The organism is Streptococcus infantis (assembly GCF_964243025.1).
GTDB lineage: Bacteria > Bacillota > Bacilli > Lactobacillales > Streptococcaceae > Streptococcus > Streptococcus infantis_N.
This window is the reverse complement of record NZ_CAXTDJ010000002.1, coordinates 1-12,662: the sequence shown is the minus strand read 5'-3', so window position 1 is coordinate 12,662 and position 12,662 is coordinate 1. Positions and strand designations below refer to the sequence as shown.

The following is a 12,662-nucleotide window of genomic DNA, read 5'->3' as shown; positions in this document are numbered from 1 at the left end:
TTTAGTGCATAGTGAAGTGTTTTATCTTTGATAACAAAGAATTCTAAATCATAATTAGTGTTCTATACTAGATGTCAATGAACATTCCAACGCCATTCTTTTGATAAAATCATTTAAATCTTGTATAATAGATAGAACTGAAAGTATGAGGTTACGAACTATGAAAATGAAACAAATCAGTGATACGACTTTGAAAATCACGATGTCTTTAGAAGATTTGATGGATCGTGGAATGGAAATCGCAGACTTTCTCGTTCCACAAGAAAAAACAGAAGAGTTCTTCTACGCCATTTTGGATGAGTTAGAAATGCCAGACAGTTTCTTGGATACAGGTATGCTTAGCTTCCGAGTGACACCGAAGCCTGATAAGGTCGACGTCTTTGTAACCAAGTCTAAGATTGACCAAAATTTGGATTTTGAGGATTTGGCAGACCTTCCTGATATGGATGAACTAGCAAAAATGTCTCCAGATGAGTTTTTGAAAACATTGGAAAAAACCATGGTAGAGAAAACTAAAGAAGACATTGAAGCTATCCAATCTCTAGAGCAGGTTGAAAAAGAAGAGGAAGCGGCGATTGATGAAATTTCTGAGGTAGATGAAGGGAAAAGAGAACCTTATATCTACTACATCCTACGCTTTGACGACTTAACTAGTTTGGTTTCTTTTGCGAAAACAGTTGATTACCAAATGGAGACTTCAGAACTTTACAAAATGAACGACCAATACTATCTAACAGTTTTGGTTGATGTAGAAGATCATCCAAGTCTTTATCCAGCTTGGTTATTGGCTCGCATGCGTGAGTTTGCAGATGATAGTGATATCAGCCGTTCAGTTCTCCAAGAATACGGTCAAATCATCATCAATCACGATGCCATCCAAGGACTCCAAAAAGTTTGAAGTATTTAAAAAAAGACAGAGAAATAGAATTCTCTGTTTTTTTGTTTTAGATTTGGATTTGATTAGGCTTAGACTATACGATAATTTTTGTAAACTCAATTGAGGTGCTATAGATAAATACTTTCTATCACGTCACTTAGCTTGCTATAATGCTGAAAAAACGGTATGATAGAATGATGTAAGTGAGGTGAACTATGGACCAAGTAAGGATACAAAGAGAGGTAGAGGAAATCCTTGAGGATGTACTAGCTAAAGCTTGTCTGCATGAAGGATCTATCTTCGTTTTAGGGCTTTCTTCTAGTGAAGTGATAGGAGGACATATTGGAAAAGCCTCCAGTCAAGAAATTGGGGAATTAATTGTTCAAAAAATCTTAGAAATCTTGTCAGCCAGAGGAATCCACCTAGCAGTTCAAGGGTGCGAACATGTTAATCGGGCCTTGGTAGTAGAACGAGAGGTTGCAATCAAATACAATCTTGAGATTGTTAGTGTTCTTCCGACACTGAACGCTGGAGGATCAGGTCAATTGGCGGCATTTCGGTATATGAAAGACCCAGTTGAAGTCGAATTTATAAAAGCAGATGCGGGCCTAGATATTGGTGACACTTCTATAGGCATGCATGTCAAACATGTTCAGGTGCCTATTCGACCAATTTTGAAAGAGATTGGTCAAGCTCATGTAACTGCACTTGCAAGTCGTCCCAAACTTATTGGAGGAGCGCGTGCTCAATACCCACAAGATTATATTAGGAAATTGTAAAATGGAAAAGAAACATATTGAAAAGGTTATAAAATATTCTATTAGAAAGTTTTCTGTTGGAGTCGGTTCTGCTGTCATCGGAGCCGTACTTTTCGGTGCTAACAACCTCTTACTTGATCAAGTAGCAGCTAATGAAGTTTGTGAGCCAAATCAGGTACACTATCGTTATTTAGCAGAGCAAGAGCTGACAGAAGCTGAAAAAGGCCTTATTCATAAGGAACTTCCTTCTGATTTAAAACAAGATGATGTTGTTTATCTTGTCTATAGAAAAAAAGAAGTTCATACACAATATCTACCAAATACTGGAAGTAAAGAGCTAGGTCTTGTTGGTCTTGGTTTTGCAACAGCTTCATTAGCTGTACTAGTGTTCTCTAAGAAGCGACCTAATAAGATAGCAGGCATTCTTTTTATTGGCGCACTTGGAGGTAGCTACTTCATTCCTCAGACTATTCAAGCTTTTGAAAATCAAATTCTTTTATCTTATAACCAAACAATTTCTGCTTGTAGTCAAGAAGATTTAGCCAACGGAGTTATTCAAATTGATGGATATGAATATGTTGGTTACTTCAAAGAAGCTGATTTGAAGGTTTCAATACCTGAAAATAATCAAGACAATAACTTGATTACAGATAAAGTGACACAAGAAGCTCGTGAAGGCGAATCACTTGTTCAACCAGAGCTTCCAACCTACAGAGAAGAGACTACAACTACAGTATCACAGGGAGAAACTCAAGGAAGCGAATCTCTCGTTCAACCAGAACCTCCTGTTCATACAAGTGAAGAAACAACAGAGAGCACCCAAGAAGAAGCTCCTATTGGTGAATCCCCTGTCAAACCAGAGTCTCCAGCCCAACCAGAGAATAGTACGGCCAAGGGCACTCAAGAAGAAGGTCATGTAGGCGAATCACCAATCCAACCGGAATTACCAGCCTATACAGGAGAAGTAACAGCCAAGGGCACTCAAGAAGAAGGTCATGTAGGCGAATCACCAATCCAACCTGAACTCCCTGCCTATACAGATGAAGTAACAGCTAAAGGTACTCAGGAAGAGGGACACGAAGGTGAACCTCTCATTCAACCTAGCTTGCCAGAATACACTGTGACAGAGTCAACTGTGACAGAAACAGAAACTGTTACAATTCCATATTCTACAGAATACCTATCGGATCCTAATCGCTATACAGACGAAGAAAGTGTTGTTCAAAAGGGTGAAACTGGTAGTCAACTCATACATCGTGTCTATAAAACTGTAGATGGGGAGAAAGTTGGCGAAGCTATCACCACTAGTACGGAAATTGTTAAAGCTCCTGTAGCTGAAAAAATCAGTCGCGGAACCAAACCAATTGAAGGCCAAACCGAAGAAGTTTCTATTGAAGAAGTTCCTTTTAAAACGATAATGGAACAAGATTCGAGTTTACTCAAGGGAACTGAAACAGTTGCTCAGGTAGGTAAGAATGGTACGAAGAAAATTACCAAAGTTTACAAGACTATCAAGGGTGTGAAAACTGCAGATGCACCTACTGTTTCAGAAGAAGTTCTTGAACAGGCACAAGACCACATTATCAAAAAAGGTACTAAGGAATTAGAAAAACCTACTCTAACATTAACTAAAGTTGATACAGAAGAATTGAATCGAAGTGCAAAAGCAACTTATAGCCTTAAAAAACCAGATGGAGTGACTATCAAGTCTATTCAAGCAGTGTTGAAAAAAGGCGATCAAGTTATTAAGACATTTGCTATTTCAGAGTCTAATCTTGCGACAGCTTTAGCTGATTTAGATTATTACAAGGATTATACACTTGCGACGACTATGGTGTATGATCGTGGTAATGGTGACGAAGAAGAAATTCTTAAGGAAGAGCCACTGAGAATCGACCTTAAAAAAGTTGAAGTCAAAAATATTAAGGAAACAAGCTTAATCAGTGTGGATGACCAAGGTAATGAGACCGATAGTAGTCTCTTGTCCGAGAAACCATCGAATGTTAAGCCTTACTACTTAAAAGTTACGACTTACGATAACAAGGTTACGAAACTAGCTGTTGATAAAATCGAAGAAGTTACTGTAGATGGAAATAAACTATACAAAGTAACTGCTAAGGCACCTGATTTGATTCAACGTACTGCAGAAAATCGTTTCACTGAAGAGTATGTACACTATTTGCCTAAGCCAAAAGCTCATGAAGGTGATGTGTATTACGACTTTAATGAACTTGTAAAAGCTATGCAAGCGAATCCTACTGGTACCTTTAAGCTTGGTAGCAATATGAATGCTAATAATGTACCACCGGCTGGCAAATCTTATGTAACCAATGCCTTTAAAGGTTCATTAGGAAGTACTGATGGTAATAGATTTGCTATTCATAATATCACTAGACCATTATTTGGAAACATTGAAGGTGGTTCTGTTAAGGATCTCTTACTAGAGAATGTCAATATTGATATGCCTGGAGTTGATCGAGTAGCTCCAATCGCAGGTGTTATCAAAAACAATGCAACTATTGAAAATGTCAAAGTAACCGGAAGTGTTGTCGGTAACAATGATGTAGCTGGTATTATCAATAAAATTGATGGTAGTGGAAAAGTAAGTAATGTCGCCTTTATCGGTAAACTTCACGCTGCTGGCAATAGAGGGGGCTATTTAGCTGGTATTCTTGGTGAAAACTGGAAGGGTGTTGTTGAGAAAGCATACGTTGATGCTGAGATCACTGGTAATAAAGCAAAAGCTGCAGGACTAGTCTATTCATCTCAAAATGGTGCTAATAACTACACGGTCGGTACAGAAGGGGTCCTAAGAAATTCAGTTGCTAAAGGTTCTATCGAACTGAAAGAAGCTGTTCAGTCTGGTGGATTGCTGGGTACCAACTGGGCCTTAGGTGCTATTGAAGACAATATCACCATGATGAAAGTCAAAACAGGTGAGATGGTGTTTGGTCACTCGGATATTGATGCTGACGACTACTTCACATATTCAAGAACCAAACGTAATTATAGTGTTGATGACGTGAGTGAAGGTAAAAAATCCTTTAACAACTCCCGTAAAATTCCAAGTATCTCACTGGAAGAAGCCGAGAAGAAAATTGAAGTAATGGGAATCACTGCTGATAAATTTACCAGCAGCAAACCTGTTGAAGACAAGCTTAATAACAGTCTAAACAAAGACGGTCAGTACAAAGCAATTGATAGTTATGACGCGACTCGTGAGATAGCTTACCGTAATATCGCAAAACTTCAACCTTTCTATAATAAAGAGTGGATTGTAGACCAAGGTAATAAATTAGCTGCAGGAAGTCCTCTCTTGACTAAAGAAGTATTGTCTGTAACTGCTATGAAAGGCAATACCTTTGTTACGGAATTAGCTGATGCTGATCATATTATGATCCACTATGCAGATAAGACAAAAGATATCTTTACCATCTCACCTAAAGATTCAAAAGTGAAACAAGTGAAAGAGTATGGTATTGCAGAACTTGGTGAAGTTGTTTATACTCCGAATATGGTTGACAAGGACCGTCGTGATCTCATCAATGCTATTGTTGAAAAATTGAGTCCTGTGGAATTACAATCTGACCCAATCTACACGCACCTTGGTAGAACTGGTCCAAACAAAGTTAATGCTATTAAGAACCTTTATCTTGAAGAAACCTTCAAAGAAGTTAAGGATAATCTTACTAAATTTGTGAAACAGTTAGTTGAAAATGAGGATCATCAATTAAACACAGATGAGGCTGCTAAACGTGCCTTGATCAAGAAGATTGATGACAACAAGGCAGCGGTTCTTCTTGGTTTGTCTTACCTTAACCGTTATTACGGAGTGAAGTTTGATGATTTCAATATCAAGCAACTCATGTTGTTCAAGCCAGACTTCTATGGTAAGAATGTAAGTGTATTAGACTTCTTGATTAAGATTGGTTCTAAAGAAAATAACATTAAAGGTGATAGAACTTTAGAAGCTTATCGCGAAGCTATCGGTGGAGTTATCGGTATCGACGAGTTAAACAGTTTCTTAGACTATAATATGCGTCTATTCACAGAAGACAAAGACCTAAATGATTGGTTTATCAAAGCAACTAAAGATAATGTCTATATCGTGGAACCAAAAACAACAAATCCTGATTTTGCAGATAAGAAACATAGAGCTTACGAAGGCTTAAATAACGATATGCATGGCAAGATGATTTTACCTCTCTTGAACTTAAAAGATGCCCATATGTTCTTGATTTCAACATATAATACCATGGCCTACAGTTCATTTGAAAAATATGGTAAGAATACTGAAGCAGAGCGTAATGCCTTCAAAGATGAAATTGATAAGGTTGCTAAAGGACAACAGAATTATCTAGATTTCTGGTCACGTCTATCATTAGATAAAGTACGTAATCAGCTCTTGAAGAGCAATAATATGGTTCCAACACCTGTACTGGACAACCAGAATTATAAAGGCATTAGTACTGATCGTTATGGCCATACAAACAGTGGTAAAGATGTGGCACCTATCCGTGAATTGTATGGACCTACAGACCGTTACCATGCGACTGATTGGCGTATGGGAGCTGTTGCTCGCGTTTATGCGAATCCATATAAGGATGATTCTGTCTTCTTTATGGTGACGGATATGGTTAGTGATTTTGGGGTATCTGCCTTCACTCACGAAACGACTCACGTAAATGACCGAATGGTTTATCTAGGTGGCTCAAGACACCGTGAAGGAACAGATCTTGAAGCATTTGCTCAAGGAATGTTACAAACCCCGTCAGTATCAAATCCAAATGGTGAATACAAAGCCCTAGGTCTCAACATGGCTTATGAACGTCCAAACGATGGAAATCAATGGTATAACACTAATCCAAATGACCTTAAATCACGTGACGAAATTGATCGTTACATGAAGGGCTATAATGACACTCTCATGCTTCTAGATTATCTTGAAGGAGAAGCTGTCCTCAATAAAACAAATCAAGATTTAAACAATGCTTGGTTCAAGAAAGTAGACAGACAGTACCGAGGAAACAATACAAAGAATCAATTCGATAAGGTTCGACCTTTAAGTGATGAGGAAAAGGCTATTCCTTTACGCACAGTGGATGACTTAATTACGAACAACTTCATGACCAACCGTGGTCCAGGTAATAGAGTTTATAATCCATCTGACTTTGATTCTGCTTATGTGACTGTACCGATGATGACAGGTATCTATGGTGGAAATACCAGTGAAGGTGCTCCTGGAGCTATGTCATTCAAACATAATACTTTTAGAATCTGGGGTTACTATGGCTACGAAAAAGGCTTCTTAAACTATGCTTCTAACATGCTAAAAGCTGAATCTAAAAAAGCTGGTAAAGATACTCTAGGTGATGACTTCATCATTAAGAAGATTTCTGAAGGGAAATTCAACAATCTCGAAGATTGGAAGAAAGCTTACTTCGAAGAAGTAGTGAATAACGCTAAAAAAGGAATTCAGTCTATTGAAATCGATGGTAAAACATACAATAGTTATGAAGACTTGAAACGAGCATTTGCTGAAGCAGTTGATAAAGATAAGACCACTCTAAGTAAGGGCTCTGTCAAATTTGATAACACCGTATCACTTAAAGAAAAACTCTTTAAGAAACTTCTTCAACAAACAGATAGCTTTAAATCTTCTATCTTTAGATAATTAATGGACTCTCATCTGCTAAGCAGGTGAGAGTTTTTTGGTTGCAAGGGTTTTAAGAATTTTCCAAACAGATTTCAAGTATTTTTAGTATAGTAGGTATATAATAGAGCTATAATACAATTTCTATATTCATATGAGGAGTGAGAAAGATGATAAAGATGAAAAAATGGCAAGCAACTGTATTGGTCTGCGCTAGTCTACTCTGTCTGTCAGCTTGTAACAATCAGATGGGGAGCCAGGCTGATAAGCAAAATGAAGACAAACAAGCGCAAGTTAGCTCTCAAACTGCAAAAAAAGGGGAAGAAGTTCCAGACTTTGAACTCACGGGAGTTGATGGTAAAACGTATCACCTATCAGATTACAAAGGCAAAAAAGTCTATCTCAAATTTTGGGCTTCATGGTGTTCTATTTGTCTAGCCAGCCTCCCTGATACCGATGAACTGGCAAAAGAAGCTGGCGATGACTTTGTAATCTTGACAGTTGTTTCTCCTGGTCAAAAAGGGGAACAAGCAGAAGAAGCCTTCAAAAAATGGTATCAAGGCTTGGACTATAAAAATCTCCCTGTCCTTTTAGACCCTTCGGGAAAACTCTTAGCAAGTTACGGAGTCCGTTCTTATCCAACTCAGGCCTTTATTGATAAAGAAGGCAAACTAGTTAAGACCCAGCCAGGCTTTATGGATAAGGCAAGTATTTTAGAAAGTCTGAAAAGCATAGATTAGAGGTTACTCATGAATGATAAATTAAAAATAATCTTATTGATTGGAATCATTATTTTCCTTATCCTAGGAGTTTTATTTCTTTTGGAAAAAAGAAGCGCAAGCTACACTGATACTTCTCAAATTGAGAAGGCAGCTGTTAGCCAAGGTCAAGGTATTAAGAAAAAAACTGTGCCAGATAAAGATGCTGACTTACATGAAATATATCTAGCGGGAGGCTGTTTCTGGGGAGTTGAAGAGTATTTTTCACGAGTAGCTGGTGTGACAGATGCTGTTTCTGGCTATGCGAATGGCAGAGGAGAAACAACCCAGTATGAATTGATCGGCCAAACAGGCCATGCTGAGACTGTTCATGTGACCTACGATGCCAATCAAATTTCTCTAAAAGAGATCTTGCTCCATTATTTCCGCATTATCAATCCAATCAGCAAGAATAAGCAAGGAAATGATGTGGGGACTCAGTACAGAACGGGAGTCTACTATAAGGACGATCAGGACCTAGAAGTCATCAATCAAGTCTTTGAGCAAGTTGCTCAAAAGTATGACCAGCCTCTAGCAGTTGAAAAGGAAGCCTTAAGAAATTTTATCGTGGCTGAGGACTATCACCAAGATTACCTCCAGAAAAATCCAAATGGATACTGCCATATCAATGTCAATCAAGCAGCCTATCCTGTTATTGATGCGAGTAAATATCCAAAACCAAGTAACGATGAATTGAAAAAACTTCTCTCTCCAGAGGAGTATGCTGTGACTCAAAACGGTCAAACAGAACGCGCCTTTTCAAATCGTTACTGGGATAAATTTGAAGCAGGTCTTTATGTAGATGTAGCGACAGGTGAACCTCTTTTTTCTTCGAAAGATAAATTTGAATCGGGTTGTGGTTGGCCAAGCTTTACCCAGCCTATCAGTCCAGATGTTGCGACCTATAAGGAAGACAAATCATATAATATGGTCAGAACAGAAGTCAGAAGTAGAACTGGTGATTCCCATCTGGGACATGTCTTTACAGACGGACCTCAGGACAAGGGGGGACTTCGCTATTGTATTAACAGCCTGTCTATCCGTTTTATTCCAAAGGATCAAATGGAAGAAAAAGGGTACGGTTACTTGTTAGATTATGTTGAGTGAACGTGATATTCTTAAAAAGAGTTTACTAAAAATGTTTTAGATTCATATTTGATTTTTTTAGAAGTGTTGACTTTAATATTTGAAGTCTAATTGCTCTTGAATAAAGTTATTTTTAAATAAAAGAAAAAAATTATCAAAAAACGATAAAAAAGTGTTGCATTTCAAAAAAATTATGCTATACTAGATATATCGATAAACAATAATAAGTTTTCGAGTAGTAACAAAAAGAGCTCATTTGTTGCTAAAACTAAAAATATTTTATAAAAGAGGAAATCATCATGAAAAAAACTACATCAACTAAAATCGTAAACGTTACTAAATCACTTGTTATACTAGGCTCTAATTTCGGAATCTTTACCCTCAGTTTCTTTAGTATCGCATCATTAGTCCTTCTCCTTGGTCAATTTGATATCAGTCAGTTAATGCCTGAAGGTGGGGAGGTAACAAGGTCAGGCTACGAAGCGTGGGGAGGGGTTAATGCCTTTGTTCTAACCTTTGTTGCTGGTAATACACTTCTGACTTATGGACTTATCAAATTAAAACAGTTTGCTAAGGACTTTAAAGAAAGCGATCTTTTTGAAAATACAACCATTTCATTCTTGAAAAAGGGTGCAGTTTTAATGACACTTGTAGGAGCAATCCAAGGTATTACAGAACTTATTCTTAACCCAGCTCATATTATTTTTAACTTCTCGATTGCAGCATTTTTGTTTATTGCTAGCTTAGTGCTTACTTCTATCAAAAATCAATTTTCAGATAAAGTAGCATAAGACATGTACGTAACACTTACTAATATTATATAATATAGTAGAGATTAGAAACGAGGTTTTGAAATTAATGTCTAAGAAAAATTCCTACTTACCATTTGCTTTAGGTTTTATTAATATCCTACTTTTTATCTTGGGAGTGTCTTTAGTTATATCCATCCTTTTAACAATTTTCAATGTAACTGAGATTAGCCTATTTAACCTTGGGACTATTTCTTTAAAACCTGATATGGCGAATACTTCAATACTAGTGAGTGCTTTGTCCTTTATCAATAGCTTTATCATTCTGTTTGTACTATTCTGTGTTAGACAGTTCTTCCAAAATATTATTCATGAACAGATTTTTACAAGTCATAATGTCAAACTTGCTAATCGTATCTCTATTTCTCTCTTTATTGCCTCATTTCTAGGAGATGGTATTTTAACACTCAATGGTTATTCATTTCTGAATGTAACTTTCATGGTTACTGCTCTCGTTGTTTGGACAATTGGTAAAGTCCTTGAAAAAGCAAACGAAATTGCAGAAGAAAATGAGTTTACAATTTAGAGAAAGGAGAATATCACATGATTGTTATTAATCTAGATGTCGAATTAGCAAAGAAAAAAATGCGTTCAGGAGATTTAGCAGAACGTGTAGGTATTACTCCCGCAAATCTTTCAATACTGAAAACAGGTAAGGCCAAAGCTATACGTTTTTCAACGCTAGATGCCATTTGTAAAGAACTTGGGTGCCAACCTGGTGATATATTGGAATATGTGCCAGATTAAAAAGTGGTTCAGCATAAGCTGAACCTTTTTATTTTGTTAAATTATATAAAGAATTCTAAAACATTTCCTGATAATCTGATAATAAATACTGACTAGATAAATTCTAGGGACCTTCTTATTTATGGTATACTTAGGATATGCATAGAAAAACAGTGATTGATTTTAGGGCTTTGGGCGAGAGATACACCTTTACCCAGCCTATCAAAGAGTTAAAAACCAGAGATGTAGCAGAAGTAGCAGACTTGCTAGCTCAAGTGGAAAGCTTCCAAGAGCAGGGCTATTATGTAGTTGGTTATGTTAGTTATGAAGCAGCACCTGCTTTTGAGGAGAAGTTAGAGGTTCACGAGGGTCCCTTGTTAGCAGAGTATCTCCTCTATTTCACTATTCATGATAGTGTAGAAAAATCCAGTATACCTCTGACATATGAGGAGGTGGATTTGCCATCAAACTGGCAGGAAGTAACATCTGCTGAGGACTATGAAAAGGCTATTGCCCAAATTCACCATCATTTAAGACAAGGGGATACCTATCAGGTCAATTATACTGTCCAACTCAAGCAGAATTTAAGTGCTAATCCTTTTGCTATCTACAATCGTATGGTGGTGGAGCAGGAAGCGGGATATAATGCTTACGTAGAGCATGATGATATGGCAGTGATTTCCATGAGTCCAGAACTCTTTTTTGAGCAAAATGGTCGTGAATTGACGACTCGTCCTATGAAGGGCACAACTAAACGTGGTTTGAATAACGATGACGACTTGAAAGAGGCGGCTTGGTTGGAACAGGATCCCAAAAATCGTTCAGAAAACATGATGATAGTGGACCTCTTGCGCAATGACATGAACCGTATTTCTGAGATTGGTAGTGAGCATGTGGAGCGTTTATGCCAAGTTGAGCAGTATTCTACAGTTTGGCAGATGACTTCGACTATCAAGAGTCAGTTACGACCAGATGTTGACCTAGTTGAAATCTTCCGTTCACTCTTTCCATGTGGCTCCATCACAGGAGCTCCCAAGATAGCGACCATGGAAATTATCAAGAACTTGGAACCACAAGCTAGAGGAGTTTACTGTGGAACTGTTGGCCTCTTACTTCCCAATGGACGACGAATTTTCAATGTGGCTATTCGAACCATTCAACTGCATGGAGGGCAAGCCATCTATGGTGTCGGAGGTGGCATCACTTGGGATAGTACTTGGGAGTCAGAATACCGTGAAGTCCAGCAAAAAGCAGCGGTTCTTTACCGAAAACAGCCTCGTTTTCAGCTGATTACGACAGGAAAAATCAGCCAGAAAAAATTGCTCTTTGAAAAGCAACATCTAGAAAGACTGCGAAAGGCTAGTCGTTATTTTGCCTTTCCATTTGACCAAGAAGTTTTAAGACAAAAGTTAGAGAAGGAGTGCCAGGCTTGTGACCTTCATCAAGACTACCGTTTGCGAATCAGTCTCAGCAAGTCTGGAGAGATTGAAATTGAACGACAAGTATTGATACCACTTAGATCTAGCTTCTGTCATGCCAAACTTTGTCAGCAAGAAGCTGATTTGAAGCAGTCCTTTACCTACTTTAAGACGACATACCGACCACATTTGACAGTGGGAGAGCAGGAAATCATTTATCACACTGTTGATGGAAAATTGCTCGAAACCTCTATTGGGAATCTGGTCTTGAAAATGGATGGAAAGCTCTATACACCTCCTAGTCAGCTAGGCCTGTTACCAGGGATTTATCGCCAGCATTTACTTGAAGTCGGGCAGGTAGAAGAGAAGGTCTTGACCGTAGAAGATTTGAAACAAGCAGAAGTTATTTATGCTTGTAATGCTGTTAGGGAATTATATGAGTTAAAAATATAATGGCTATTAGATATTATTTGTGAACATTAAATATTGAATTTGAAATGAAGTTAAGCATTTGATATAATGTAGGCGTCATTAAATTTAAAAATAGGGATAGTTTAAGATGAAATCAAAAAAATAT

Annotated in this window: 9 protein-coding genes; all 9 read left to right on the top strand. The window is 37.7% G+C overall.

All coding sequences use genetic code 11. From position 1 onward, the window contains the following. Positions 1-160 precede the first annotated feature (160 nt). Complete coding sequence (gene mecA, locus ACESNQ_RS02395) at positions 161-898, top strand: adaptor protein MecA (RefSeq protein ID WP_373074731.1); 738 nt, start codon at positions 161-163, stop codon at positions 896-898. Positions 899-1,092: 194 nt separating this feature from the next. Next, entirely contained in the window at positions 1,093-1,656 is a 564-nt protein-coding gene (locus tag ACESNQ_RS02390) for a TIGR01440 family protein (RefSeq protein ID WP_373074729.1), read from the top strand. Position 1,657: 1 nt separating this feature from the next. Then, entirely contained in the window at positions 1,658-7,309 is a 5,652-nt protein-coding gene (locus tag ACESNQ_RS02385; protein WP_373074727.1) for a ZmpA/ZmpB/ZmpC family metallo-endopeptidase, read from the top strand. A 158-nt stretch (positions 7,310-7,467) separates the two neighbouring features. Further along, positions 7,468-8,028, top strand: a complete 561-nt coding sequence (locus tag ACESNQ_RS02380) for a redoxin family protein (RefSeq protein ID WP_373075166.1) — start codon at positions 7,468-7,470, stop codon at positions 8,026-8,028. Positions 8,029-8,037: 9 nt separating this feature from the next. Further along, positions 8,038-9,153: a peptide-methionine (R)-S-oxide reductase MsrB gene (gene msrB / locus ACESNQ_RS02375; RefSeq protein WP_373074725.1), complete on the top strand. Its 1,116-nt coding sequence runs from the start codon at positions 8,038-8,040 to the stop codon at positions 9,151-9,153. A 278-nt stretch (positions 9,154-9,431) separates the two neighbouring features. Continuing rightward, complete coding sequence (locus ACESNQ_RS02370) at positions 9,432-9,923, top strand: hypothetical protein (protein ID WP_373074723.1); 492 nt, start codon at positions 9,432-9,434, stop codon at positions 9,921-9,923. A gap of 67 nt (positions 9,924-9,990) precedes the next feature. Beyond that, a complete protein-coding gene (locus ACESNQ_RS02365; protein WP_373074721.1) occupies positions 9,991-10,467 on the top strand; it encodes a DUF2975 domain-containing protein in 477 nt (158 codons plus the stop codon). A 17-nt stretch (positions 10,468-10,484) separates the two neighbouring features. Further along, positions 10,485-10,688: a helix-turn-helix domain-containing protein gene (locus tag ACESNQ_RS02360; protein ID WP_024054000.1), complete on the top strand. Its 204-nt coding sequence runs from the start codon at positions 10,485-10,487 to the stop codon at positions 10,686-10,688. Positions 10,689-10,825: 137 nt separating this feature from the next. Beyond that, on the top strand, positions 10,826-12,538 hold the full coding sequence (gene pabB / locus ACESNQ_RS02355; protein ID WP_373074718.1) for an aminodeoxychorismate synthase component I: 1,713 nt from the start codon (positions 10,826-10,828) through the stop codon (positions 12,536-12,538). Positions 12,539-12,662: the final 124 nt, after the last annotated feature.

What these genes read in the sequence shown, in the direction of transcription:
- msrB (WP_373074725.1), top strand. Translation starts at nt 8,038, where the DNA reads ATGAATGATAAATTAAAAATAATCTTATTGATTGGAATCATTATTTTC.
- ACESNQ_RS02380 (WP_373075166.1), top strand. Translation starts at nt 7,468, where the DNA reads ATGAAAAAATGGCAAGCAACTGTATTGGTCTGCGCTAGTCTACTCTGT.
- ACESNQ_RS02390 (WP_373074729.1), top strand. Translation starts at nt 1,093, where the DNA reads ATGGACCAAGTAAGGATACAAAGAGAGGTAGAGGAAATCCTTGAGGAT.
- mecA (WP_373074731.1), top strand. Translation starts at nt 161, where the DNA reads ATGAAAATGAAACAAATCAGTGATACGACTTTGAAAATCACGATGTCT.
- ACESNQ_RS02370 (WP_373074723.1), top strand. Translation starts at nt 9,432, where the DNA reads ATGAAAAAAACTACATCAACTAAAATCGTAAACGTTACTAAATCACTT.
- ACESNQ_RS02360 (WP_024054000.1), top strand. Translation starts at nt 10,485, where the DNA reads ATGATTGTTATTAATCTAGATGTCGAATTAGCAAAGAAAAAAATGCGT.
- ACESNQ_RS02365 (WP_373074721.1), top strand. Translation starts at nt 9,991, where the DNA reads ATGTCTAAGAAAAATTCCTACTTACCATTTGCTTTAGGTTTTATTAAT.
- ACESNQ_RS02385 (WP_373074727.1), top strand. Translation starts at nt 1,658, where the DNA reads ATGGAAAAGAAACATATTGAAAAGGTTATAAAATATTCTATTAGAAAG.
- pabB (WP_373074718.1), top strand. Translation starts at nt 10,826, where the DNA reads ATGCATAGAAAAACAGTGATTGATTTTAGGGCTTTGGGCGAGAGATAC.